Raw genomic sequence first — 26,092 nt, 5'->3', positions numbered from 1 at the left:
ACTCGGTTTAATAACCAACTAACTTATGAGTTGGGGCGTACCATTTATCGGTAACTTTGATCAATTGAGTCTTTTCACTCTTCTTAGGGAACATGGATGGCTTCTTAGCACCTGGCTTGGAGAAGATCTTTTCGTTGTTAGCAAATTCTTTGGAAGTGAATTCGTCAGCAATCTTCTTTTGGTCAGTCTTGCTTAAAGTCTTAGTGTTGTAGACCCATGGTCCTTGTTGAACGGGCATCATGGCGATGTTAACGACTGATTTACCCTTTAAGCTATTGAACGGTGCTTCAGCGTCGTCCTTAACCGTGAAGGTTGAACCAACTTTATCCCATGAACCTTCAGTGGCTTTTAAGTATGGCATCAAGTCGGCATCATCAAATGCGGCTACGTCAGCGTCACCCTTCAGCAAGTTAACGGCTGATCCTTGGTGGGAGCCACCGTAAAGAACTTTGCTGAAGAAATCACCGCTTTGTGAAAGCTTTTGGGTATCCTTGATGTTAAATTCGCGGGTTAATTCAGCGGTTGGAATTAAGAAACCGGAAGTTGAGCTGTTTGAAACGTAGGACATTTTTTTGCCTTTAACGTTCTTAATGCTGTATTTACCGTTTTCTTCATACTGTTTAGCATCTTTTTGTTGTACCATTAAGTATGAGTTGTAAGTTGCCTTCTTTAAGGTTCCTTCCGCATCAGATTGCGCAGCGAACGGCACAACGTCCTTGCTTAAGTGGTGGGCTTGGATATAACCGTTGGCACCCATGTAAGCAAGTTGGGCCTTACCAGAAGAAATTGCTTGAATCGCAACGTTGTAGTCGGTCGTGGTTTGTAATTTAACCGTCTTACCAGTTGCTTTTTCAATGGACTTCTTCAGAGCGTCCCGGGACGTTGAAAAACTTTTGGCAGATTCGTTCGGGTAGAAAACGACCGTAATGGCTTTGCTCTTGTCCGCATCAGTATTACTGCTGCTAGACTTCGTGCTCGTGCCACTTGCACAACCTGCGAGTCCTAACCCAACGACTGAGAGAAACGAAAGACCTAAAAGAGATTTACTAAGCTTTGACATAATTTCCAATTACCTCCAAGTAATTTAGTTACTTGTGTAGCATAACAAGGGAATGTAAATGTGAAGGCAAGGAAAGGTGAAGTCTGTGTATAGGTTGTGTAAAGAAGACGGCGAAAAAAATTACATTAGCCGCTCAGCACGACAAAAGTGGTACCAGGAAAAGTTAATTTGCTCGCGGTTTTAGCGGGATTTAATCGTGCTAAACTCAATCCTTTCAAAGTAAGCAAATTATGATAAGATATGTGAAGTAATTCAAAGTGAGGAGTTTTCAAAAATATGAAGTTGTTGGCAATTGATACTTCGAATCGACCGTTAAGCGTGGCAGTTTTGGCCGATCAACAAATTTTAGCCACCACAACGACTAACGTTGGTCGTAATCATAGTAGTACGCTACTTCCAATCGTTGAACGTGCGATGACCCAATCGGGGTTAGAACCGACCGACCTCGATCGAATCGTCGTTGCCGCGGGACCCGGTTCTTATACCGGGCTCCGGATTGGGGTGACGACTGCCAAAACGCTAGCGTTCACTCTTAATAAGGAACTCGTTGGTATTTCGAGTTTAGCCGCGTTGGCCGCCAACGTTGTTACGGAAGGCCAGCTCGTGGCGCCGTTGTTCGATGCGCGGCGGGATAATGCTTTTGCTGGCCTGTACCGGATTCAAAATCAACGGCCGGTTGCTGTTATTGAAGATCAGCACGTTAGCGTTGCTAAGTGGGCGGCAAAATTAGCTACTTATAATGAACCGATTGTTTTGATTGGAACGGATGTACAAAAGTACGTTGAACCGCTGCGGGCTGCGCTGGGAGATCGCTTAATTCGAGCACGGCCACAGTTAGATTTACCACAGGCCGGTGTGTTAGGCTTGCTCGGACAAACGGCGACTCCCGTGGCCAACTTGCACGCTTTCGTGCCGAACTACTTACGCTTAACGCAAGCCGAGCACGATTGGCAAGCCAAGCACCCAGAAAAGGATCATGCGCCCTATGTTGAGAAAATTTAAGGAATATTTTCATAAATTAACAACGAACCATGACCAGCACCGTCAGCAGGTGATGACGATTGACCAACACATTGTTCAAGTGGGGGCGACCGGTTATTATTTTTCCCGCGCCCTCATTACGGACGTACCGGAAATGTTAGCCATCGAACGCGCCGTATATGCCGGGAAAACGCCGTGGGACGAGAACGCCTTTAAGACCGAACTACGCCGGCAAAGTGGGCGCTTCTACGTCGTTATGCGGCACGAAGACCGGCTGGTTGCGTTTTGTGGCTGTGCCTTTGACGATCGACGTCAAGACGCCCACATCACGAATATTGCCGTCCACCCTGAATTTCAGGGGCGCGGTTTGGGGCACTTTTTAATGCGGGAAATGATTAAACGCGCCCAGCGATTAGCTTATCGAACGGTAACGTTAGAAGTACGTTACAGTAACGTTGACGCGCAACAATTATACTTAGAACTTGGGTTTGAAAAGTCGGGCATTAAGAAGCGCTACTACTTTGGCGACCACGAGGATGCAATTGATATGACGTACCGGTTGCCGGTAATGGCGAATGACTGAACGGCGGTTAACATTGGTCACCACGGCCGCTGACTTGCAGCGGTGTTATAAGCTTGCCGCGGCGGCCTACCCAGCGGGAGCCCCGTGGCAATTTGCGACTTTTGAGCGTGATTGGGCGTTACCGACAGCGCGTTATGAGTTGCTGTGGGCGGACGCCCAACCCGTCGGCTTTATTAGTAGTTCAATTGTCTTAGATGAAGCGGAAATTACCAACGTAGCGGTTGCACCGTTTGCGCAGCACCGGGGTCACGCGACCTGGCTAATTCAGACTTGGCTGGCAACGTTAGCACGCCCCAGTCAGGTTTTTTTGGAAGTTCGCGCAAGCAATGGTGCGGCCCAAGCGCTTTATCAACGTTGTGGATTTACGCGTTACGCAACGCGGCGAAATTATTATCAACATCCAGCCGAGGATGCTTGGCTGATGCGACGAACTTTAGATTGAAGGATGGTACCTGGTGAAAAAGCAGAATTTAATTTTAGCGTTTGAATCGAGCTGTGATGAAACAAGTGTGGCCGTAGTTGCGGATGGTCATCAGATTTTATCCAACGTGATTGCCACACAGATTAATAGTCACAAGCGCTTTGGTGGTGTCGTACCGGAAGTTGCCAGTCGCCACCACATTGAACAAATCACGATTTGTATTGAGTCGGCATTGGAAGAAGCCAACGTTACTTACGATGATTTAGATGCCGTAGCAGTGACGTACGGGCCCGGTTTAGTTGGGGCGTTATTAGTGGGTGTCAACGCGGCGAAGGTCGTGGCGTACGCCCATCACTTACCGCTAATTCCAGTTAACCACATGGCGGGGCACATTTATGCGGCTCGGTTTGTGAAGCCGTTTGAGTTTCCGCTAATGGCCCTATTAGTTTCTGGTGGGCATACGGAGTTAGTTTACATGCAAGCTGACGGTCAGTTTGAAATTATCGGTGAAACGCGTGACGACGCAGCGGGCGAAGCCTACGATAAAATTGGGCGGGTGCTAGGCGTGTCGTATCCTGCGGGGAAAGAAATTGATCAAATGGCCCACGCGGGAATCGATACCTTTAATTTCCCCCGGGCAATGATTGATGAAGATAACTTTGACTTTAGTTTCAGTGGGCTAAAGAGTGCCTTTATCAATACGGTGCACCACGCGGATCAAATTGGCGCGACTCTTGATAAGAATGATTTAGCGGCCAGTTTTCAGGCCAGCGTGGTGGACGTTTTGGTTAGCAAAACTCACCGGGTTTTAGAGCAGTACCCAGTTAAACAACTGGTGTTAGCCGGTGGCGTGGCGGCTAATCAGGGATTACGGGAACGGTTGCAAAAAGACCTCCCAACCGCGTTCCCTAATACGGAGCTCTTACTGGCACCGTTGAAGCTATGTGGCGATAACGGCGCCATGATTGGTGCGGCGGGGTATGTTCAGTACCAGCACCATCAATTTGGGGATGCCAGCTTAAACGCGGACCCGAGTTTGGAATTTGATTGGATGCCGGGAATGGTCAAATAAGTTAGCAAGCAAAATTGGCGAATTGGTAGGACGTTTCAATTCGTTGCGAACCTAAATAGGACGCGTCACCTGAAAATGGTGATGCGTCCTATTTAGGTTGGCTTTATAGTACTAGTTTCGGTCGCTAATCAGCCAAATTTTCCAATTCTTCGGCCTGCGCCATCCAGTCATTTTCAGTCTGATCGTGGGCTTCGTTGACCGCGTCTAACTGTTTTTGTAAATCCTGTAACTTATCCGCGTCGGCTAAGTTGTCCGGTTGAACCATTTGCTGCTGGATTTCGTCGGCCTGCGTTTCCAGTTCACCGATCCGTTCTTCCAGCGCAGCGACCGAGCGTTCAAGCTTGCGCTTTTGGCGTTGTTGTTGCTTGCTGGCCTGATAATCCTGCTGGCCCTTAGACTTTGGTGCGGCACTGGCTGCACTTTCGGGCGCCTCTGGATTAGCTGCGGCTTCCTGTTCAGCGGCTTCGCTAGCCGCAGCTTCCGCGATTTCGGCCTGTTCCTGTTTTTTATCCATATAATAGTCGTAATCGCCTAAGAATAATTCGGTACCTTCCGGCGTTAGTTCAACTACGCTAGTTGCAACCTGATTAATGAAATACCGGTCATGCGAAACGAATAAGATGGTGCCATCAAAATCGTTTAGCGCAACTTCTAGGACTTCACGACTGTCAATGTCCAAATGGTTTGTCGGTTCGTCTAAAATTAAGAAGTTATTGTTTTGCATCGCTAACTTCGTTAATAACAACCGGGCCCGTTCACCCCCGGATAGGGCGTGAATTGGCTTATCAACGTCTTCGCCAGTAAAGAGGAAGCTTCCTAAAATCGTCCGAATATCCTTTTCGGGCGTCGTCGGATGTTCGTCCCAGAGTTCACTGAGCACCGTTTTACGGTCGTGCAAGTTCCGTTGCTCCTGGTCGTAATAGCCGGTCACGACGTTGGTTCCGAACGTTGCTTGACCCTTAATGAACGGAATCTTGCCTAAAATACTTTTCAATAAGGTCGATTTACCAATTCCGTTCGGACCGACAATTGCGATGGCCTCGTGTTTTTTAACGTTTAAATTATCGGGTTCGGATAAGATCCGGTCCTGATAACCGACGGCGGCGTCCTTAACGGTGAGGACGATGTTACCACTTTGTTTAGCGGCGTGAAAGCCGAAGTGGGCCGTCTTTTCATCACCGTCTGGTCGGTCTAGCCGGTCCATCTTAGCTAACTGCTTCCGCCGGGCCTGAGCTCGTTTAGTCGTCGACGCGCGCACAATGTTGCGGTTGACAAAATCTTCTAATTTACTAATTTCCGCCTGCTGTTTTTCGTAGTGCTTCCACTGAGCTTGAATCCGAGCAGCTTTCTTCTGGACAAATTGGTCGTAATTTCCGGTATAGTGAACCATCTCGTGGTGGGATAGATCGTAGACTTCGTTAACGACCCGGTCGAGGAAGTAGCGGTCGTGGCTAACAATTAGTAGGGCACCGCTATACGACTGCAAATAACTTTCAAGCCAGGTTAGCGTTTCAACGTCCAAGTGGTTCGTTGGTTCGTCCAGAATCAATAGGTCGCGTTTTTCGAGCAGCAACTTGGCTAAGGCCAATTGCGTTTTTTGACCACCGGATAGTTCGGTGACGGATTTATCGTAAACGTCGGCATCAAATTGAAAACCGTGCAACACGCCCCGAATTTCCGCCTGGTAACCATAACCATTCTTTTGTTGAAATTCCGTTTGCACTTGATCATAAGTTTTCAAAGTCTGTTGATAAGCTTCTTGGTCGGCAATCGTTTCTGGATCACTTAACTGGTGTTCCAAGCTGTGCATGCGATCTTCGAGCGTATGTAATTCAGCAAAAACACTGCTCATTTCTTCCCAAATCGTGTTACGACTGTCAAGTCCTTGGTCTTGAGCAAGGTAGCCAATTGTAAGCCCTTTCCGCATCGAGATTTGACCTTCATCAGGGACGGTTTCACCGGCAATCATTTTGAGGAGGGTTGATTTTCCAGCACCGTTGCGACCGACTAAGGCAACCCGGGCATGTTCTTGGATATCCATTTGTACGTTTTCGAACAAGACATTGGCACCAAAACGCCGCATAACTTGCTGTACTTGTAGTAAAATCACGCTTTTTTAAGCTCCTTTCACATTTCAATTCGCCACACAATTGTAGCATATTGTCACGGTTCACCCTAGTAATATGGAATAATAAGTAATTATTATTTCACAAAGTAGCGTAGTATGCTAGAATAGTGTCAGCAAATTCACAAACTTTTGATTAGGAGGAGCGTCCGAATGGCAGAAACAAAAATTCCACGGGCTACGGCGAAACGGTTGCCGATTTATTACCGCTATTTGAATATTTTATTAGATGCAGACAAGAAGCGGGTGTCGTCAACCGAATTGTCCGAAGCAGTGAAGGTGGATTCCGCAACGATTCGCCGGGACTTTTCGTACTTTGGGGCCCTAGGTAAACGGGGCTACGGTTACGACGTTGAAAAGCTGCTATCCTTTTTCAAGAAAATCTTGAATCAGGATACACTGACGAACGTCGCATTGATTGGTGTTGGGAATCTGGGTCATGCGTTATTAAACTTTAACTTTCACAAGAATAGTAACGTGCGGATTTCGGCTGCATTTGATGTCAACGAGGCGATTGCTAATACGGTACAAAGCGGTGTACCAGTTTATCCAATGACTGAATTGAAGAAGCAACTGATGGAACAACAAATCGAGATCGCCATTTTGACGGTGCCAACGTCGGTTGTTCAAAATATTACTGATGAATTAGTTGACGCTAACGTGAAGGGAATCATGAACTTTACGCCGTTGCGGATTTCGGTACCGGAGACGGTGCGGGTCCAAAACGTTGACTTGACTAACGAATTACAAACTTTGATCTACTTTATCGAACACTACGGTGAACAACTAGGTGGTTCTGACGACGATAGCGAAGCTTAAAAAAGTGCCTGGGCAGAAGTCCGGGCACTTTTTGTTTTTAGTCAGCAGGCTAATCAAATGTTTTGCAGGGGTTAATGGCCGAGTAAACTCGGCACGATCACAAGCGCGTTCATTAAAACGTGGGCAATTGCTGACGTTTGGATCCGGCCCGTCCGCTGGTATAGCCAGCAAAAGAGTAGGCCGATAAACGCGTACAAGAAAAAGTGTCCGTCGGCGTGCGCAAAGCTGAAGAAGATACTTGAAATCAAGGCAGCGCCAATGGCACCAGTTACGGGGACTAAGTTTCCAAAAATCACTTTCCGAAAGACGATTTCTTCCATGATGGGGGCGCCTAAGATGACCGCTGCAAAGAAGAACGGGTACTGGCGGCCAACGGTTAGTAAGGTCGTCGTGTTCTGGGAGGCCGTTGACTGGCCGAGTAATTGGGTGACCTGTAAAATAAGGGCCTGACCAACAATTACTAAGATGGTTCCGATGAGTCCCCAGAAAAGCGTGGTCAGCCAAGTGGCCTGCTTGCGTTCCAGCGGATTTTTTTCCTTCATCCGGGTGGCTAACCAAATCAATAGTAGGGCCCCAATCAAGTAGTCCAGCGTTTGGATGATGAAGACCTGGTCACCTAACTGCCGAAAACTGGCAACGAGGATGGTTGGCAGGGCATAAATAATAAAGTAAACGATTAGAATAATCAGCGATTGGCGGCGATTAGCCATCAACTCACGTCCTTTGAGGTAGATTTTGGGTCAAAATAACTTAAGTAGTCCCATTATAGTCGATTTGACATTCTTTGACTAATAATTGACAAATCACTTGCATTCTAGAATGAAAATGATTATAGTTGAATTTGTGATTAGCACTTGAGGTTTATGAGTGCTAAAAAAGAATAAATGGAGGGATTCACGTGTTAAAACCATTGGGAGATCGCGTTATCTTGCAACAACAAGAAGAAGAACAAACGATTGGCGGTATCGTTATTGCCAATAACGCTAAGGAAAAGCCACAAAGCGGTAAAGTTGTTGCCGTTAACGACGGTCGTGTTTTGGACAACGGGACGAAGGTTGCGCCAAGCGTGAAAGTCGGCGATCAAGTATTGTTTGACAAGTACGCTGGTACGGAAGTTAAGTATGACGGCGCTAAGTACCTCGTGCTACATGAAAAGGATATCGTCGCAGTCGAAGACTAATCCGGATAATCCCGCAAATATTTTAAACAAATCTAATTATGAGGTGAAAAGTAATAATGGCTAAAGAATTAAAGTTCTCAGAAGATGCACGTTCAGCAATGCTGAAAGGTGTCGACAAATTAGCTGACACGGTTAAGTCAACGTTAGGGCCTAAGGGTCGCAACGTCGTTTTGGAACAATCATATGGTTCACCAACCATCACAAATGATGGGGTTACCATTGCTAAGGCGATCGATTTAGACGACCACTTTGAAAACATGGGTGCTAAGTTAGTTTCCGAAGTTGCTTCGAAAACCAACGACATCGCCGGTGATGGGACGACTACTGCGACCGTTTTAACACAATCCATCGTTACTGAAGGAATGAAGAACGTTACGGCCGGTGCTAACCCAGTTGGAATTCGGCGTGGGATTGAAGAAGCAACGAAGACGGCCGTTGACTCCTTACATGGGATGTCACACACGGTTAAGTCCCAAGATGATATTGCCCAAATCGCTTCAATTTCTTCAGCAAGCCAAGAGACTGGTAAGTTAATTGCTGAAGCAATGGAAAAGGTTGGCCACGATGGTGTTATTACCATTGAAGAATCCCGTGGGGTTGATACCAGCTTAGACGTTGTTGAAGGGATGCAGTTCGATCGTGGTTACTTATCACAGTACATGGTTACTGATAATGATAAGATGGAAGCCGACCTCGACAACCCTTACATTTTAATTACGGATAAGAAGATTTCTAACATTCAAGATATCTTACCATTGTTACAATCCATCGTTGAACAAGGCAAGCCATTGTTGATCATTGCCGATGACATTTCAGGTGAAGCCTTACCAACCCTTGTCTTAAACAAGATGCGTGGGACGTTCAACGTTGTCGCTGTTAAGGCACCCGGTTTTGGTGATCGGCGTAAGGAACAATTACAAGATATTGCGATCTTAACTGGTGGGACCGTTATTACGGACGACCTTGGCTTAGACTTGAAGGACACGACGATTGATCAATTAGGTCAAGCAAACAAGGTTACGGTTACGAAGGATAACACGACCATCGTTGAAGGCGCTGGCTCCAAGGATGCCATCGCTGAACGGGTTGAATTTATTCGGAACCAAATTAGCGAAACGACTTCTGACTTTGACAAAGAAAAGTTACAAGAACGTTTAGCTAAGTTGGCCGGTGGGGTTGCCGTTGTTCGTGTCGGTGCCGCTACTGAAACCGAATTGAAAGAACGTAAGTACCGGATTGAAGACGCCTTAAACGCGACCCGTGCGGCCGTTGAAGAAGGTTTCGTTCCTGGTGGTGGTACGGCCTTGATCAACGTGATCAAAGACGTTGAAGCCTTGAAGGAAACTGGTGACGTTCAAACTGGGATTAACATCGTTAAGCGCGCCTTGGAAGAACCAGTTCGTCAAATCGCCGAAAACGCGGGCTTAGAAGGCTCAGTTATCGTTGAAAAGTTGAAGGAACAAAAGCCAGGGATTGGTTTTAACGCCGCAACTGACGAATGGGTTGACATGATTGAAGCCGGAATCGTGGATCCTACCAAGGTTACCCGTTCTGCTTTACAAAACGCCGCATCCGTTTCAGCCTTATTATTAACGACTGAAGCCGTTGTTGCTGAAAAGCCTGAACCTGAAAAGGCTGCTGCGCCAGCTGCGCCAAACCCAGGTATGGGCGGCATGATGTAAGCTAACCAGGCTTAATCTATTTAATTGAATTTAACATTAAAGCTCGTTCCTAATTAATAGGGACGGGCTTTTTTGGTGGGCGTAGCAGCTCCCAACTAACTTTTGGGTCGATGATATTTGGTGTTGATCTGCTGACGGCAAGATTAATCCCAATTGGTACAGAGCTACTTTGGAAGGGCCATTGTTAAGGTGACCAAAAATAAGAGTGACTTTGAGTGCCAGGTGATGCCGAATAATTTAGAATGAAGGTATTGATTTGTCCGTGGTGGGGCGTTAAGATTAACTGTCAGTAAAAAACATGCGCCGATTGAGGTGTGATTTCGTCATAACCAGATAGTATTCACGAATTTAAAGTAGTAGAATCTAGTTTGGTTTAGCTTTCTTGAAAGTAATTATTTTGCATACAAAGGAGTTATTATCATGTGGCGTTATTTAAAGCGGTTGGTCATTGGGAAACCGTTAAAAACCATGGATGAGGGTGGGCAAGCGCTCACCAAGTTCAAGGCCCTGGCGCTGCTTTCGTCAGATGCGCTGTCGTCAGTGGCATACGGGACTGAACAAATTACGACCGTCCTGATTACGTTATCAGCGGCGGCGTTAATGTATCAGTTATACGTTGCGGCCTTAGTTCTGGTCCTGTTGTTTGCGATTACGATGTCGTATCGCCAAATCATTAAAGCCTACCCATCTGGGGGTGGCGCCTACGTCGTTGCTAGTACTAACTGGGGGCGGCCAGCCGGATTAGTTGCCGGTGGATCGTTACTCGTGGATTATATGCTGACGGTTGCGGTTTCGGTGACTTCCGGAACCGAAGCAATTACGGCGGCGATCCCAGCCTTAGCCCACTACCAAGTTTTAATTGCCGTCTTAATCGTGATTGCGATTATGGGGCTTAATTTGCGCGGAATGCGCGAATCGGCGTCATTTTTAACGTTGCCAGTTTATTTTTTCATCATCATGATTATTGGGATGATTTTCTGGGGCGTGATGAACATTGCAAGCGGCAATCTGGACTATCACGCTTCCGCGGCCGTTGGAGCGCCCGTCCAAGGGATGACGCTCGTTCTGTTCTTACGGGCATTTTCATCCGGGTCTTCGTCACTGACCGGGGTTGAAGCAATTAGTAACGCGGTCCCAAATTTCAGACGGCCTAAGCGCAAGAATGCGGCGAATACGCTAGCAATCATGTCGCTTGTTTTAGCCGTTTTCTTCGGTGGGATTACTTACTTAAGCTATTATTTAGGCGTTCAACCGCAAGCAGGGAACACCGTGTTATCTCAAATTGCGACCGCCGTTTTCGGCCATGGTCTCTTTTATTATTTGCTCCAATTATCAACGGCGTTAATTTTAGCCGTGGCAGCTAACACTGGGTTTTCAGCGTTTCCAATTTTGGCGTACAATCTGGCAAAAGATAAGTTCTTGCCGCACGCGTACATGGACCGTGGTGATCGGCTGGGCTATTCGAATGGGATCATTTCCCTAGCCGTTGGTGCGATTGCTTTAATCATTATTTTCCACGGGCAAACGACGCTCCTGATTCCGTTATACGCGGTGGGGGTTTTCGTGCCGTTTACGTTGTCCCAGTCAGGGATGATCGTGCACTGGTTCCGCGAACGCGGTAGCTGGTGGGGGCTCAAGGCAGCGGTTAACTTATTAGGGGCCTTAATTTCAGTTGTGTTGGTTATTATTCTGTTTGCGTTACGCTTTGCCAACGTTTGGCCGTACCTAATCGTGATGCCGCTACTGTTGTACATGTTCTATCGGATTCATGTCCACTATATTCGCGTGGCGGCCCAGCTCCGCGTGGTGGCCAAGGAAAAGGCTGCATTGCATAATTATGACGGTGCGACGGTAATTGTGTTAGTTTCAAACGTGACCCGGGTGACGGCGCAAGCGGTTAACTATGCCCGGTCAATTGGGGACTACGTCATTGCCATGCACGTTTCCTTTGATGAAAATCCTGAGAAAGAACATAAAACGGCGGCAGAATTTAAAGAAACGTTCCCGGACGTCCGGTTTGTGGATATTCATTCTTCCTACCGGTCAATCGCCACACCGACCCTGCGGTTCTGCGATGTCATTGCCAAGCGGGCGGCGGAACGGAATTTTTCGACGACCGTCCTCGTGCCGCAGTTTGTACCAAAGAAACCGTGGCAAAACATTTTGCACAACCAAACGAGTCTGCGGTTACGGGCCGTTTTAAACTCACGGGAAAATATTATTGTTTCAACTTATAATTACCATTTAAAAGAATAATTATCAGGCGCGTTGTCAGCGGACGGCGCGCCTTTCGGGTATTTTAATGGTTTAATTGTGAATGAAGTGTGTTAGCTTCATTAAGTTTCATTGAAGTGAGTTGTCAACGTTCTGGTAGATTTGTATAATTATCGTAATAGCTGAAAGGGAGTTGCGCACAAATGATTAGATTTGAAATATTAGTTTGCCTCGTGGCAACCATGATCATCGCGGCATTAATGACGCCGTTTGTGCGGAAGCTTGCGTTTAAGATTGGGGCGGTCGATAAACCCAACCGGCGTCGGGTTAACAAGATTCCGATGCCGACGATGGGTGGGCTGGCCATTTTCTTAGCATATACGTTTGGCACGGTGGTTTTATATTTAATGCACCAGTTTCCCACCCGCCTCTTTTACGCGTTACTAGGTGGCGAGTTAATCATTATTGCTACCGGAGTGATTGACGATATTTATGAATTAAAACCCCGTCAGAAGATGCTGGGGATTACGTTAGCAGCGTTAGAAGTTTACTTTATCGGTGGTATTCGGATGACCACCTTTACGGTTCCGTTTATTGGGTTAATTCACTTTCAATGGTTAAGCTTACCGGTAACCCTACTATGGATTTTAGCCATTACCAACGCGGTTAATTTGATTGATGGTTTAGACGGCTTGGCAACCGGGGTGTCGATTATATCGCTCAGTACGATGGGGATTATTGGTCTCTTCTTTTTAAATGCGAATACGTTCGTTTCATTACTGATCTTTACATTAGTGGCGGCAATGTTAGGTTTCCTGCCGTATAACTTTTTCCCGGCACGCATTTATTTAGGCGATACCGGATCGCTGTTTATTGGGTTCATGACGGCGGTTTTCTCACTGTTTGGCTTAAAGAATGTTACGTTGATCTCGGTGGGGATTCCCGTGATGATCCTGGGCGTACCAATCACGGATACCGTCTACGCCATGATTCGCCGAATTTTAAATAAAAAGCCCATTTCACAGGCTGATAAACACCATTTGCATCACCGGCTAATGCAGCTAGGGCTGACGCACCGGCAAACGGTGATGGTTATTTATGGGATTGCGCTAATCTTCTCATTTATTTCCTTACTTTATCCTATTTCTTCAATTTGGGGGTCGATTCTGTTAACCATCGGCTTACTGTTAGGGCTAGAACTCTTCGTGGAAGCCATTGGTTTAGCCGGCGATGACCGCCAGCCATTCTTGAATTGGATTAAACGAACGGTTGCCCGGTTTACATCTAAGAGTAATTATTAAAAATAGATTATAAGGTGTGAACCTTAATGGACCGCGAGTCCGTGGCATGAGTAATCATACAATTGGTTGGCTTTCACCATGAATAAAAGACATTTGACGGTCTTATTCATGCAGGCCACCACTGCGACCTTATCCTGTTTAGGATGAGGTCCTTTTTTAACTGGTAATAATAATCAACAATATGGTTGGGAGCCGCTTTTTGTTGGCGGATCATGTTACGAACGGCAAAGAATAAAATGCTACGAGCGTAAGCATCACCGCGTTTGTATCTCCGAAAATAGCTAAAAGTCAGCTGGCTCCGCTTAACGGCTAACCGACTTTTGGCACACGCCCTTTTTCGGCAACACCAGCTTAAGTTGATCTAAATCGCCTTTACCGAATCTATACAAGGGATTTACATAATCATCATGTTCCTTTTACAAACTACCCGTATTATTAAAAGTGTTCCATGAACAATCAATGAATTGTTTTGATCAAAAGGTGATCATGCTCAAATCACGACGGCGTATTTCCTACCCAGAACGACGCGTTTGATTGGACAACGTTGGTTGTTTTATTATGAGAATCAATTTGGAAAAGGGGAGTTTCAAATATGAAAAAAGCAGTAACGCTTGGCGCGCTGGCCTTAACAGTGACCATTTTACTTGCAGGTTGTGGCAGTAATTCAGCTACGAGCACCAAGAACACAAGTAGCAGTAGTAGCAGTGCTAAGGCAACCAAAATTGTTGCCACGGGTTCCACCGCTTTACAACCATTAGTTGAACAAGCTGGGCAAGCTTATCAAGATGAACATGCTAAAGTTACAATTAATGTTCAAGGTGGTGGGTCCGGTGCCGGTCTAAGCCAAGTTGCTAAGGGTTCTGTTAACATTGGGAACTCCGACTTATTTGCCGAAGAACAAAAGGGTCTCGATGCTAAGGGCCTCGTTGATCATAAGGTGGCCGTTGTTGGGATGGCGCCAGTTGTCAACAAAGATGCTGGGGTTACCAACGTTTCTAAGGAACAACTCGTGCAAATTTTCCAAGGAAAGATTAAGAACTGGAAGGAAGTTGGCGGTAAGGACGAAAAAATTACCGTTATCAACCGGGCGCAAGGTAGTGGGACCCGTGCAACTTTTGAAAAGTGGGCTTTGGATAACGCGAAGGTCGCTACCAGCCAAGAACAAGATTCCAACGGGACGGTACAAAAAATTGTTAGCACCACGCCAGGGGCAATCAGCTACTTAGCGTTCTCATACGTCAAGTCTGATTTACAAGCTTTATCAATTGATAAAGTAGCACCAACTGAAGAAAACGTGGCGACGAATAAGTGGAAGGTTTGGGCCTATGAACACATGTATACGAAGGGTAAGCCAGCTGGAGAAGTGAAGAACTTCCTAACTTACATGACTTCTGACAGTGTTCAAGGGAGCCTAGTTAAGAAATTAGGTTACATTCCGTTGACTTCGATGAAGGTTGACCGGAGTCAATCTGGTAACATTACTGAAATGAAATAAATTGGCACTAATAAGCAAGGCACTCGGAGCTATTCCGGGTGCCTTTTTTTCGGGTTAATAATCATTGATGATGGCTTCTACGGCCGGTTACAGCGAATGGGGCGAGGTTATTGGGACTTCGTTGTACTGTTGTCCCTGATCCTCAAAGTTGACTTGACCACTCAGTAAGTTGGTAATGGCAGTTTGAACGGTGGGCAACGCAGCTTGATCAACTGCGATTTTTAACGTGACTTGGGCCCCGTAATCGGTTGATAGGGTGGTGATGGCGTGTTGTTGTAGGTGGTAGTTTAGGGCGTCCAGTTGAGAATAATCAATGGTTACGGCGAGTTTTGTCTGGAGGACGCGCTGAACCTTGCCGATGGCCTCAATTGCTTGAGCGGGCGTACCGTTGTAAGCCCGGATGAGTCCACCAGCTCCCAATTTAATGCCCCCAAAATAACGGGTGACCACTGCGAGAACGTCGTGTAACTCGTTAGTTTTGAGAACTTCTAAAATTGGCGACCCCGCTGTTCCAGATGGCTCGCCATCATCACTCATGCGTTGCACGTGATCGTCATCGCCGAGAACGTAAGCAAAGCAGTTGTGGTTGGCTTTAGGGTTTGCCGCCCGGACCGCGGCCAATTTATTTTGAGCGTCAGTTTCATCTTGAATCCGAAAAAGGTGGGCGATGAAGCGGGACTTTTTGATGGTCTGCTCGGAGGTGCCATCAGCAGTGATGGTGTAATACGGTTTTGTCAAGCTAACCAATCCTTTCGAGAAAATTATCTTATTTTACGTAACTAGTAGGTAAGGAGGCGAGGTAATGATTACTGAAAAAGACCTTTATGGCCGTCAAATTCCCGTAGACGCAAGCACGGCCCAACACTTACCCGGTACTGCAATTTGTCTGCCGGGAATCGAAGTTCAGGGGGCGCGAATTCAGTGCTTGCGGTGTGGGAGCCTTTTACGCCCAGAATGGGCGCAATTACCTGATCAACAGTACTATTGTTACCAGTGTATCAACCTCGGCCGCGTGAGTACCCTTACTTCACTTTATCATATTCCGGAGCCAAATGACTTTCCAAATCGTTCGCGCTGTACGTGGCAGGGAAAATTAACGCCACAGCAGGCGACTTGTGCGGCCGAGATTAAAGCGCGGTTTGGGGCTGCGAGTCGCCACTTATTGTGGGCAGTCACAGGGGCGGGAAAAACAGAAATGCTGTTTCCAGGAATTGCTTGGGCGCTTGCCCAGGGGCGCCGGGTCGCGGTCGCGTCGCCGCGAGTAGACGTTTGTTTGGAATTGGCCCCGCGATTGCAGGCAGCCTTTGCGGATGAACCGCTGGCCTTATTGCACGGTCGGGAACCAGAACCATACGTTTACCGGCAATTGACGGTGTGTACGACCCACCAGCTATTACGGTTTCGACATGCGTTTGACGTGCTGATCATTGATGAGGTCGACGCCTTTCCCTTTGCGGCCAATCCGCGGCTCGCTTACGCGGTGAATAACGCCGTGAAGCCGAGCGGGGCGCTACTATACTTGACGGCTACCCCTAGTCAGGATTTGCTCCGCCAAGTGGCGCGCCAGCAGTTAAGCATTAGCTACTTACCGTTGCGTTACCACCAGCACCTATTACCAACGATTACGGTGCAACTAACGCCTAGTTGGCGGCAACAATTGCAAGCCGGTCAGCTTCCCCGTTGCTTGCAAAAACAACTGCAACGCTACGTCCAGACTGGGCAACGGTTCTTATTATTCGTGCCCCACGTGGCCCAACTTTCAGTTGTGTGGGCGGCGCTTAAGGCTTGTGCACCAGCACTTAAGGGGTTAACCGTGCACGCGGCGGATCCCGACCGGTTAGCCAAGGTTCAGCAAATGCGGGCTGAACAAGTTCAGTATTTAATCACCACGACGATTTTAGAACGGGGCGTTACTTTTCCAGGAATTGACGTGATTGTCCTGGGCGCCGACGACGCGGTTTTTTCCACCGCTGCGCTCGTCCAAATCGCGGGCCGCGTTGGCCGGAGTGCGAATCGACCGACGGGCTTAGTTTGGATGTTAGCGGGGAGCCATTCCCGGCCCTTGAAAGCAGCCCAGCGCCAAATTAAATTGGTTAATCAGAAAGGACGGCGACTACGACGTGCAATGCCTACTGTGCCAGCGACCGCTAGCGACTAAATTAAGTTTAGCTTGGCTGTTGAGCTGGCAGATCCAACCACGCCCGCGGGTTTGCTCGACTTGTTGGCAAAGCTTTATGCCGATTGATGAACAGGCCTGCCCGGGGTGTGGCCGAAGTCAGCTGAATCGCCAGCCTTGTCCCGATTGTCAACGCTGGGGACCCACGCTAAATTTTCATAACCGAGCGTTGTTTACTTTGAATGACGCAATGGTAGCCTATTTGCAACGCTACAAGCGTCAGGGGGATTACCGCCTGCGCGCGGTTTTTAGCACCATTTTTGGGTGCGCGGTTGAGCGGATACATGCCGACTTAGTGTTAATAATTCCAGTTACGGCGCGAGCGCTGCAAATTCGGGGGTACCATCAAGTGGCGGGCTGGTTTCAACCAGAATTGGGACCGGTTCAATTAGCCCTAGCCGAAAAAAAGGACCCGCAACCGCACCCCCGTCATTTTCGGTTAACCGGCGACCTTTCAGCGTTGGTTGGGAAAAAGGTACTCCTGTTGGATGATCAGTACGATACGGGTCGCACCCTCCGAAGCGCGGCTAGCTTGCTACTGGAAAGCGGTGCCAAGTCCGTGGTTGGGCTAACCCTGACGCGCTAATTATAATGAAAAGTACCATATGGATTGTTTATTATAGCGCTTTCTATTATAATGAAATTAAGCAAAGGAGTTAAAGAGTGGTCCTTTGACCTCTTTGAGTACACAGCAATGTGTGAAGGGAGAGAAGATCTATGCTAAATTTTAATATTCGCGGTGAAAATATCGAAGTGACTCAAGCCATTCGGGACTATGTCCAAAAAAGGGTGGGTAAACTACAAAAGTACTTTGACCAAGCGGTGAACTCAACCGCGCACGTCAACTTGAAGATTCACCCAGATAAGACTGCTAAAGTCGAAGTAACAATTCCACTTCCATATTTAGTTCTCCGGGCAGAAGAAACTTCTCCTGATATGTATGCAAGCGTTGATTTGGTGACCGATAAACTCGAACGCCAGATTCGCAAGTACAAAACTAAGGTTAACCGCAAGTCCCGTGAAAAGGGCTATAAAGCGATTGACTTTGCAGCAACTGATGAAACAATTGCTGCCGCAGATAATGATCAGGACGATAAATTAGACGTTGTACGTACGAAGCGCGTGGCGTTAAAGCCAATGGATAATGAAGAAGCAATCCTGCAAATGGATATGCTGGGCCATGATTTCTTTATCTATGAAGACGCTGAGACGGATGCCATTAACATCGTCTACCGGCGCAACGATGGTCGTTACGGTTTAATTGAAACCGATAATCAACACTAAATTCAATAAGTTAACGAAGGGGCCGTGAAAAACACGGTCCCTTTTTTGAATCCTTGAATAATAGTTTTGTACCAATTGGTGAAGCTGGTTCGACCGAACATTTATAAAATTAAATACAGTCTCTTTGCCCACTTATTCTGGCAAGTATAATGAGTTTTTTGAAAACTCAACTGGCATCTTTTTAGCAGCTCAATGCCCATATGACATAAAATTATAGTAATTGAAACGGGCCTAGTTAGTTATGATTTGGGGCTTCAACAGCGGTTACCAACCGGTAAATAATGGTTAATGATGGCTTTGGTTTTGTAAGTTGACTTAGCAAGCACGATTTTCTTTATTAAGTAAAGGTTACGGTATCGGTTACATCGGGGTTGCGCAGTTTTCATTACCTTTAAAAGATGGTAAAATTACACTTGGTATTTTATTTTGAAATAGACGAATTAAACGTTACTTAAGAATAATTATTTGGAGAGGATACGTAAATGGCCAACATTTTAAAACGCTGGGTTGAAAGTGACAAGCGGGTTATTCGGCGCCTGGATAAGACCGCTAATCGGGTTGAAGCTTACGCTGACGAATATGCCAAGCTAAGCGATGCTGACTTAAAAGCTAAGACCCCGGAATTTCAAGAACGATATAAGGAGGGCGAATCCCTTGATGATTTGCTTCCCGAAGCATTTGCTACGGCGCGTGAAGCAGCCAAGCGGGTGTTGGGACTTTACCCGTTCCACGTCCAGATTTTAGGGGGAATTGTTTTACACGAAGGCGACATTGCCGAAATGAAAACCGGTGAAGGGAAAACCTTAACGGCGACCATGCCCGTTTACTTAAACGCACTTTCGGGTGACGGGGTACACGTTGTCACGGTTAACGAATACTTATCAGCGCGGGATGCGACTGAAATGGGTGAACTTTACCACTGGTTGGGAATGAGTGTCGGAATTAACGGTGCTGATAAATCACCAGAAGAAAAACGCGCGGCTTATAACGCGGACATTACTTATTCGACCAACGGTGAAATTGGGTTTGACTACTTACGGGACAACATGGTTGTTTACCGCGAAGATATGGTTCAGCGGCCGCTTAACTTTGCCATCATCGATGAAGTTGACTCAATTTTAATTGATGAGGCCCGGACCCCGTTGATTATTTCTGGTCAATCTGAAGGTACGACCGGGATGTATAAGCGGGCTGATCGGTTTGCGAAGACCCTGACTAAGGAAGAGGATTATAAAGTTGACCTTGAATCCAAGACGGTTGCGTTACTCGATGAAGGGATTCGTAAGGCTGAGAAGTACTTTGGCCTAAAGAACCTTTATGATACGGATAATACGGCTTTAAACCATTACTTGGACGAAGCGTTGCGCGCGAACTACATCATGTTAAAGGATAAGGATTACGTGATCCAGGATGGTGAAGCGTTAATCGTTGATTCCTTTACGGGGCGGATCATGGATGGTCGGCGGTTCTCTGACGGGTTACACCAAGCGATTGAAGCAAAGGAACACGTCGAGATTCAAGAAGAAACGAAGACCATGGCCAACATCACATATCAAAATTTGTTCCGGATGTATAAGAAATTATCCGGGATGACCGGGACGGCTAAGACGGAACAAGAAGAATTCCGTGAAATTTACAACATGGAAGTTATTACGATTCCAACCAACCGGCCAATGATTCGGGATGACCGTTCTGATTTGTTATACCCAACGTTGCAAAGTAAGTTTAACGCGGTTGTTAAGGAAATTCAGGCCCTTTACAAGAAGGGGCAGCCGATGCTGATTGGGACCGTGGCCGTGGAAACGTCTGAATATTTGTCACACCGTTTAGATGAAGCCGGGATTCCGCACGTTGTTTTAAACGCGAAGAACCACGCGAAGGAAGCGGATATCGTTGCGAACGCGGGTCAACGCGGAGCCGTTACGATTGCGACCAACATGGCTGGTCGGGGGACCGATATTAAATTGGGACCAGGTGTTAAGGAACTTGGCGGGTTAGCCGTTATTGGGACTGAACGCCACGAGTCTCGCCGGATTGATAACCAGCTGCGGGGCCGTTCTGGCCGGCAAGGTGATCCGGGGATGTCACAGTTTTATTTGTCGCTTGAAGATGACTTGATGCTACGGTTCGGTTCTGAACGAATTAAGAACTTCTTGCAACGAATGAAAGTCGAAGATGACGATGCAGTTATTCAATCGCGGATGATTACGCGTCAAGTTGAATCGGCTCAAAAGCGGGTCGAAGGGAATAACTACGATTCGCGGAAAAACGTGCTTCAATATGATGACGTTATGCGGGCGCAACGGGAAGTTATTTACGGCGAACGGCAACAGGTTATTATGGAAGACAAGTCGCTGAAAGCCGTGATTATGCCAATGATTAAGCGGACCGTTGAACGGACTGTTCAGTTGCATATGCAAGGGAGCGACGCCAAGAATTGGGACTTAGACGCCATCGTGGACTTTGCCCAGTCAGCCATGGTTCGTGAAGATTCCATTAGTAAAAAGGACTTACAAGGTAAATCTGCTACGGAAGTTGAAGATTACCTGATGAAGCGAGTTGACCAAGTCTACGCTGAAAAAGCTAAGCAACTCTACGACGAAGGCCAAATGCTTGAGTTTGAAAAGGTCGTTATTTTACGCGTGGTTGATTCTCACTGGACGGATCACATTGACGCGATGGATCAGTTGCGGCAATCAATTGGGCTGCGGGGTTACGGGCAGTTGAACCCGTTAGTTGAATATCAGCGGGATGGTTACCAAATGTTCGAAGAAATGGTTGCCAGCATCGATTACGATACGACCCGATTATTTATGAAGTCTGAAATTCGTCAAAATATTCAACGTTAATAACGGTGAAATTTGGTTAAAAGAAACGGTTAAACGCAACCGGCAAAGGTGGACTAAGAGGCGATTGGCGCGTGCGGAGGCAAGCAACGACGACCTGTTAGTCCACGTTTTGTTTTTAACTAATTATAAAATCTATAATAAATAAGTTGAAAGAAGGGCGCTTTGTGGAATTAAGTGAATATAAACACCTGATTGAAGACATGCAGCGTGCGGTTACCGACTTTAGGGGGTCGCTTTGACTTAGATGCGTTGAACGAAAGCATCCAAGAAAACGAAGCCCGGATGGCCGAACCCGGTTTTTGGGACGACCAGGAGCACGCACAGCACGTCATTGATGAAACGAATACGTTAAAAGGCAAGTTTGAAGCGTTTAAAACGTTGGCGGACGAAGTAGGGGACTTGGCCGTTGCCTACGAGCTTTTAAATGAGGAACCGGATGCGGAGATGCAGGCTGATTTTGAAACTGACTTTGCGCAGGCTCAGCATGATTTGCAGCAATACCGGTTAAACTTATTACTGGATGGCCCGTATGATCGGAATAATGCCATCTTAGAAATCCACCCGGGGGCCGGGGGAACCGAATCGCAGGATTGGGGTTCGATGTTGCTACGGATGTACACGCGGTGGGCGGAAAGCCATCATTTTAAAGTGGAAACCATGGATTACCAAGCTGGAGACGAAGCTGGAATCAAGAGCGTGACGCTTTTAATTAGTGGGCATAACGCTTATGGTTATTTGCGTTCCGAAAAGGGCGTTCACCGACTTGTACGGATTTCACCGTTTGACGCGGCTGGCCGGCGGCATACGTCGTTTGCCAGTGTTGACGTCATGCCAGAATTAGACGACACGGTCGACGTCGATATTCGTCCAGAAGATTTAAAAGTTGACGTTTACCGTGCGAGCGGTGCTGGTGGTCAGCACGTTAACAAAACGTCTTCAGCCGTTCGGATTACGCACGTCCCAACTGGAATCGTTGTGGCTAGTCAGGCCCAGCGTTCCCAGTTACAAAACCGACAGACGGCGTTAAACATGTTACGGGCTAAGTTATACGAACGTGAAGAAGAAAAGAAGGCGAAGGAACGGGCGGCCATTCAAGGGGAGCAACTTGAGATTGGTTGGGGCTCGCAAATTCGCTCCTATGTTTTCCACCCGTATACGATGGTCAAGGACCACCGAACGAACTATGAATCCCACGACGGGCAGGCGGTCATGGATGGTGACTTGGATCCATTCATGGATGCTTACCTCCAATGGCGGTTAGCACAGAAAAATCCACAATAATTACAATAATACTAAGTTAGCGCCCCGGATGGAACGTTGGCTTAGTATTATTTTTATCATTAATTTTATAATAAACGAACATTGCTAAATCGTTTGTAACCGCTAGGGCGAAGAAACGGCGTTGGTCTGTAGTGGTAAAAATGCTATACTAATTTCAGAGTTTAACGTGAGGGGTCCCGCGCATATGCAATTACTAAAAATTTTCGAGTTGTTCTTATTACAGCCATTACTCTGGGTCGGCTTGATTCGGAGTTATTTAACTGCTCGGCGGCGCGTTCAGTATGAGCGTCGTCAGTTTCACAGTGCCATTAATCCACAGTTGACGGAGGTTCGGCACTTCTTATTAGACGGGCTATTATTCGGCATTGTGACGACGGCTATCAGTTTAGTACTGGGACTGGTGGTGGCACCCGTTTGGGTCGTCATTTACGAGCTCCTAGCAGTCATCAGTCTGGTGGTTTTGCCAACCATGCTGATTCCGGCAACGGTCTTTGCGCTGAGCTGGGTCGGGTACTGGGCGTTTAGTCCCCAACTAACGGATCTTAGTGGTTGGTTGGAGCACTATGGGGTTAGGACGACTAGCATGAGCGGGGGGCTTGTCGTCAACGCTTTAATCCTATTAGCGGCCCTCTTAATGATGACGGCAATTTTGCTACGTTGGCATAAGCGACAAGGAAATTCTCCCGAGTTGCAGCCGGATCAGCGGGGGAAGCGACTGGTCCGTTATCGGTGGCAACAGCTACTGGTCGTTCCCGTTGGGGTGTTGATTCCGGGGGACTGGTTGCATGCGAGTTTGAGTTGGTGGCCCGTCTTTACGATTGGGGAGCAGACGTTTAGCGTCCTCCTATTACCGTTGTTAGTGGGGCTAAGTGCCCGCGTTTATAAACAACTACCAGAGTTAGCCTGGGTTCGACTCGCCAAGCGCTACGGCTGGATCGCACTCGTTAGCATCGTGTTTGCGTTGGGGGCGCACTTTGCGGCGCTCAGCCCGCAGTGGTTGTTGGGGTTGATGTTAGTGGTCGTTGGACTAGTTGGTTTAGCGCTGGCTCAACACCGGTATCACGATGCTCGCCAACCATTTCGGTTTTCAGATACTGAACAGGGTGTTCGGGTGATTGGGTTACGAACGCACACGCCAGCTGACCGCTTAAATTTAGGATTAGGTGACGTTATTTTGGAATGTAATCGCAAACCGGTGCATACTGAATCACAGTTTTATAAGGCACTCCTAGCGAGTCCGACGTACGTTCACTTAAAGGTGCGCAACGTTCAACAAGAATTAATTATTACCGAAACGGCGATCTATGACGGTGCACCACACGAGTTAGGGATAGTGTTATTCACTGATCAGGAGGATTAATGACCATGGATAAGATTTTAGTGGTAGATGACGAACCGGCCATCGTAACGTTACTATCATATAATTTAAAACAAGCAGGTTACGAGGTGGTAACGGCGACGGACGGAGCGGCCGCGCTATCGCTAGCGTTGGCCCAGTCCTTTACCTGTATCTTATTAGATTTAATGTTGCCTAAATTAGATGGGATGGAGGTCACGAAACGGTTGCGCCAAGAAAAGGTGCGTACGCCAATTATTATTGTGACCGCTAAAAATGATGAGTTTGATAAAGTCTTCGGGTTAGAATTGGGGGCCGATGACTACATTACGAAGCCATTTTCACCACGGGAAGTCTTAGCCCGGATTAAGGCGGTGATTCGGCGCGCTGTACCCGCAACGAGTGCGGCGGCCCCAGCTCCGGTGACCAATCGTGCCATTATGACCGTGGGTAACTTACAAATTGATCAAAATAAATACCGGGTGACCCGTGACGGGCATAACATTAGCTTAACGCCGAAAGAATTTGAACTCTTAGTTTATTTTATTAAGCGTGAGGGTCGCGTTTTAAGTCGCGATGCCATTTTGAACCACGTTTGGGGCTACGATTATGCCAGTGAAACGCGGATTGTCGATATTCATATCTCGCACTTGCGTGAAAAAATAGAACTTGACCCAAAGAAGCCGCGGTTGATTCGGACGGTGCGGGGCTTTGGTTACGAGTTCGTAGGTGATAGCCATGCATAAACGCTGGCAACAAAATTTACGGCTACTGACCTTGGAAAACGTGCTGTTAACGTTGATGATCCTCGTGGTGATTCAACACTTAGCACCGTTTCGCTGGTCGTGGCCGTTGGTTTTAGGGGTTGTCATCGTTATAGCCCTATTCGTCGTGATTGAGGGTAGTATCGTTTGGTATCAGCAACGTGAGCGGCAGAAAACGTTGGATCGAATGGAAGCTAAGCTTCGTCAGATGAGTAGTCAGCAATTTCCGCCGCATATTTTATTACCGCAGTCGGACCCATTATACAGTCTGTCGCAGGCGGTTAATCAACTTGAAAGTTACCAGCGCAGTCAAACACGTCGGGCCGAATTACAAGAAAAAGAGCTAATGATGATCATGCGCTACTTACCCGTTGGGGTGATGGTGATCGACCATCAGCGGCAGGTCCAATTATCTAACCCGGCAATGAGTGAGTTACTGCAAGAATCAATTAACGCCGTTGCCCACATCTATACCAAAGATATTCAGTTATACGCGTTAACGAAAATTATTGAGGATACGATCACTTCCCGCCAGAATCAGCGCGCGACCGTGACGCTAACGCCGGCCCCGAATACGCAGGTGGTGGAAGCTTCGACCGTTTTTATTCAGGGCAGTCGCTCGCATTTTCAAATTGTGTTAATGCTTTACGATATTACGGAAGTTTACATGATTGAAAAAATGCAGGATGACTTCGTTAGTAACGCGAGCCACGAGTTAAAGACGCCGATTACGGCGATTGCCGGCTTTACGGAAACGTTACTTAGCGGAGCCAAAGATGATCCGGAAACGCTGGACCAATTTTTGCATATTATTGCGGATGAAAGTCAGCGGTTGATTGACCTAATTCAAGACGTCTTATCGTTGTCCCGAATTCGGGCGCAGAATACGACCAAACTGGAGTTAGGACCGGTCTCGGTACACGAGGTCGTTACGCAAGAACTAGCGGTCTTACAGCAGGCGATTTCACGGCAAGCCTTAACCGTTACGAACCAGGTCCCGGCGACCTTAACCGTTACGACTGACCGGCGTAAGTTAGATCAAATTATTAAAAATTTACTGACAAACGCCATCAAGTATAATCGCCAAAACGGCCGGGTGACGATTACGACGAGTCAGACGGCCTCAACGTGGGTGCTAGAGATTACCGATACGGGAATCGGCATTAGTGCGGAGGATCAGCAACGGATTTTTGAACGTTTTTACCGCGCCAGTTCATCGCGCTCCCAGCAGGTGGTTAGTGGAACGGGGCTCGGACTGGCAATTGTTAAGGAACTGGTCAATGCGTTGCACGGGACAATTACCGTAACAAGTCAACGCAGTGTTGGCACGACGATGCGGGTTAGCTTGCCGCTTAATCAACCAACTTCGTGAAGCAAAAACAAATGAATTTAACGCTAATCACTTAAAATCGGGAGGCTGATTTTAAGCGGTTAGCGTTTTTTTTATAAAACTTGATAAAAATAATTCG

At 47.2% G+C, this 26,092-nt stretch carries 22 protein-coding genes and 1 pseudogene; 18 read left to right on the top strand and 5 right to left on the bottom strand.

Going from position 1 to position 26,092, the window contains the following annotated elements; genetic code table 11:
• Positions 1-7 precede the first annotated feature (7 nt).
• A complete protein-coding gene (locus tag FFM79_RS07460) occupies positions 8-1,060 on the bottom strand; it encodes a phosphate/phosphite/phosphonate ABC transporter substrate-binding protein (protein WP_137642848.1) in 1,053 nt (350 codons plus the stop codon).
• 276 nt (positions 1,061-1,336) lie between these two features.
• Between FFM79_RS07460 and tsaB the strand changes: the two genes are divergently transcribed.
• From tsaB to tsaD, 4 genes are read left to right on the top strand one after another with little or no spacing between them, the layout of a single operon-like run.
• A complete protein-coding gene (tsaB, locus tag FFM79_RS07455) occupies positions 1,337-2,062 on the top strand; it encodes a tRNA (adenosine(37)-N6)-threonylcarbamoyltransferase complex dimerization subunit type 1 TsaB (RefSeq protein WP_137642847.1) in 726 nt (241 codons plus the stop codon).
• Entirely contained in the window at positions 2,046-2,624 is a 579-nt protein-coding gene (rimI, locus tag FFM79_RS07450; RefSeq protein WP_137642846.1) for a ribosomal protein S18-alanine N-acetyltransferase, read from the top strand. The genes tsaB and rimI (FFM79_RS07450) overlap by 17 nt, the downstream gene beginning before the upstream one ends.
• Positions 2,617-3,066, top strand: coding sequence for a ribosomal protein S18-alanine N-acetyltransferase (gene rimI / locus FFM79_RS07445; RefSeq protein ID WP_137642845.1), 450 nt, complete (start codon positions 2,617-2,619; stop codon positions 3,064-3,066). Before rimI (FFM79_RS07450) ends, rimI (FFM79_RS07445) begins: the two co-directional genes overlap by 8 nt.
• A gap of 13 nt (positions 3,067-3,079) precedes the next feature.
• On the top strand, positions 3,080-4,117 hold the full coding sequence (gene tsaD / locus FFM79_RS07440) for a tRNA (adenosine(37)-N6)-threonylcarbamoyltransferase complex transferase subunit TsaD (protein WP_174795730.1): 1,038 nt from the start codon (positions 3,080-3,082) through the stop codon (positions 4,115-4,117).
• Between the two features lie 124 nt (positions 4,118-4,241).
• Here the strand turns inward: tsaD and FFM79_RS07435 are convergent, their stop codons facing one another.
• Positions 4,242-6,227 (bottom strand): ABC-F family ATP-binding cassette domain-containing protein, encoded by a 1,986-nt coding sequence (locus FFM79_RS07435; RefSeq protein WP_137642843.1) that lies wholly within the window; start codon positions 6,225-6,227, stop codon positions 4,242-4,244.
• A 168-nt stretch (positions 6,228-6,395) separates the two neighbouring features.
• Between FFM79_RS07435 and FFM79_RS07430 the strand changes: the two genes are divergently transcribed.
• Complete coding sequence (locus tag FFM79_RS07430; protein WP_137642842.1) at positions 6,396-7,061, top strand: redox-sensing transcriptional repressor Rex; 666 nt, start codon at positions 6,396-6,398, stop codon at positions 7,059-7,061.
• Between the two features lie 71 nt (positions 7,062-7,132).
• Here FFM79_RS07430 and FFM79_RS07425 read toward each other — a convergent pair whose 3' ends face one another.
• Positions 7,133-7,771 (bottom strand): CPBP family intramembrane glutamic endopeptidase, encoded by a 639-nt coding sequence (locus FFM79_RS07425; RefSeq protein WP_137642841.1) that lies wholly within the window; start codon positions 7,769-7,771, stop codon positions 7,133-7,135.
• A gap of 188 nt (positions 7,772-7,959) precedes the next feature.
• Here FFM79_RS07425 and groES point away from each other — a divergent pair, with 188 nt between their 5' ends.
• The 4 genes from groES (at position 7,960) to FFM79_RS07405 (ending at position 13,438) form a co-directional block, all read left to right on the top strand.
• The gene (gene groES, locus FFM79_RS07420; RefSeq protein ID WP_137642840.1) at positions 7,960-8,241 is read left to right on the top strand and encodes a co-chaperone GroES; all 282 of its coding nucleotides are present in this window, start codon (positions 7,960-7,962) and stop codon (positions 8,239-8,241) included.
• 56 nt (positions 8,242-8,297) lie between these two features.
• On the top strand, positions 8,298-9,923 hold the full coding sequence (gene groL, locus FFM79_RS07415) for a chaperonin GroEL (protein ID WP_137642839.1): 1,626 nt from the start codon (positions 8,298-8,300) through the stop codon (positions 9,921-9,923).
• A gap of 420 nt (positions 9,924-10,343) precedes the next feature.
• Complete coding sequence (gene kimA / locus FFM79_RS07410) at positions 10,344-12,179, top strand: potassium transporter KimA (RefSeq protein ID WP_137642838.1); 1,836 nt, start codon at positions 10,344-10,346, stop codon at positions 12,177-12,179.
• 161 nt (positions 12,180-12,340) lie between these two features.
• Complete coding sequence (locus FFM79_RS07405; RefSeq protein ID WP_137642837.1) at positions 12,341-13,438, top strand: glycosyltransferase family 4 protein; 1,098 nt, start codon at positions 12,341-12,343, stop codon at positions 13,436-13,438.
• A 23-nt stretch (positions 13,439-13,461) separates the two neighbouring features.
• On the opposite strand, the pseudogene FFM79_RS12750 reads toward FFM79_RS07405, so the two are convergent.
• Positions 13,462-13,703 (bottom strand): annotated as a pseudogene (locus tag FFM79_RS12750) (IS110 family RNA-guided transposase); the annotation flags it as partial.
• Positions 13,704-14,030: 327 nt separating this feature from the next.
• On the opposite strand from FFM79_RS12750, the gene FFM79_RS07400 reads away from it, so the two are divergent.
• Entirely contained in the window at positions 14,031-14,933 is a 903-nt protein-coding gene (locus FFM79_RS07400) for a phosphate ABC transporter substrate-binding protein (protein WP_137642836.1), read from the top strand.
• Between the two features lie 87 nt (positions 14,934-15,020).
• Here the strand turns inward: FFM79_RS07400 and FFM79_RS07395 are convergent, their stop codons facing one another.
• Positions 15,021-15,671 carry a YigZ family protein gene (locus FFM79_RS07395; protein ID WP_137642835.1) on the bottom strand — a complete coding sequence of 217 codons (651 nt, stop codon included), beginning with the start codon at positions 15,669-15,671 and terminating at the stop codon, positions 15,021-15,023.
• Positions 15,672-15,738: 67 nt separating this feature from the next.
• On the opposite strand from FFM79_RS07395, the gene FFM79_RS07390 reads away from it, so the two are divergent.
• From FFM79_RS07390 to pnpS, 8 genes are all read left to right on the top strand, one after another.
• Positions 15,739-17,091, top strand: coding sequence for an ATP-dependent helicase ComFA (locus FFM79_RS07390; protein ID WP_137642908.1), 1,353 nt, complete (start codon positions 15,739-15,741; stop codon positions 17,089-17,091).
• Between the two features lie 208 nt (positions 17,092-17,299).
• On the top strand, positions 17,300-17,695 hold the full coding sequence (locus FFM79_RS12740; protein WP_225424403.1) for a ComF family protein: 396 nt from the start codon (positions 17,300-17,302) through the stop codon (positions 17,693-17,695).
• 131 nt (positions 17,696-17,826) lie between these two features.
• Entirely contained in the window at positions 17,827-18,393 is a 567-nt protein-coding gene (gene hpf, locus FFM79_RS07380; protein WP_137642834.1) for a ribosome hibernation-promoting factor, HPF/YfiA family, read from the top strand.
• Positions 18,394-18,875: 482 nt separating this feature from the next.
• Positions 18,876-21,242 (top strand): preprotein translocase subunit SecA, encoded by a 2,367-nt coding sequence (gene secA, locus FFM79_RS07375; RefSeq protein ID WP_137642833.1) that lies wholly within the window; start codon positions 18,876-18,878, stop codon positions 21,240-21,242.
• A gap of 164 nt (positions 21,243-21,406) precedes the next feature.
• Positions 21,407-22,523, top strand: a protein-coding gene (prfB, locus tag FFM79_RS07370) for a peptide chain release factor 2 (protein ID WP_137642832.1) whose coding sequence is annotated in 2 segments (ribosomal slippage) — positions 21,407-21,478 and positions 21,480-22,523 — 1,116 coding nt in all. Because the reading frame shifts where the segments join, the coding sequence is not laid out codon by codon here.
• A gap of 184 nt (positions 22,524-22,707) precedes the next feature.
• Positions 22,708-23,883, top strand: coding sequence for a PDZ domain-containing protein (locus FFM79_RS07365; protein ID WP_137642831.1), 1,176 nt, complete (start codon positions 22,708-22,710; stop codon positions 23,881-23,883).
• The gene (locus FFM79_RS07360) at positions 23,883-24,605 is read left to right on the top strand and encodes a response regulator transcription factor (protein ID WP_137642830.1); all 723 of its coding nucleotides are present in this window, start codon (positions 23,883-23,885) and stop codon (positions 24,603-24,605) included. The genes FFM79_RS07365 and FFM79_RS07360 overlap by 1 nt, the downstream gene beginning before the upstream one ends.
• Complete coding sequence (gene pnpS, locus FFM79_RS07355) at positions 24,598-25,995, top strand: two-component system histidine kinase PnpS (RefSeq protein ID WP_137642829.1); 1,398 nt, start codon at positions 24,598-24,600, stop codon at positions 25,993-25,995. Before FFM79_RS07360 ends, pnpS begins: the two co-directional genes overlap by 8 nt.
• The last annotated feature ends 97 nt before the right edge of the window (positions 25,996-26,092 follow it).

It is taken from the genome of Lactiplantibacillus modestisalitolerans (assembly GCF_005405425.1).
Taxonomy (GTDB): domain Bacteria; phylum Bacillota; class Bacilli; order Lactobacillales; family Lactobacillaceae; genus Lactiplantibacillus; species Lactiplantibacillus modestisalitolerans.
Note: the sequence above shows the minus strand (reverse complement) of the source record. Positions and strands in the feature narration are given on the sequence as shown.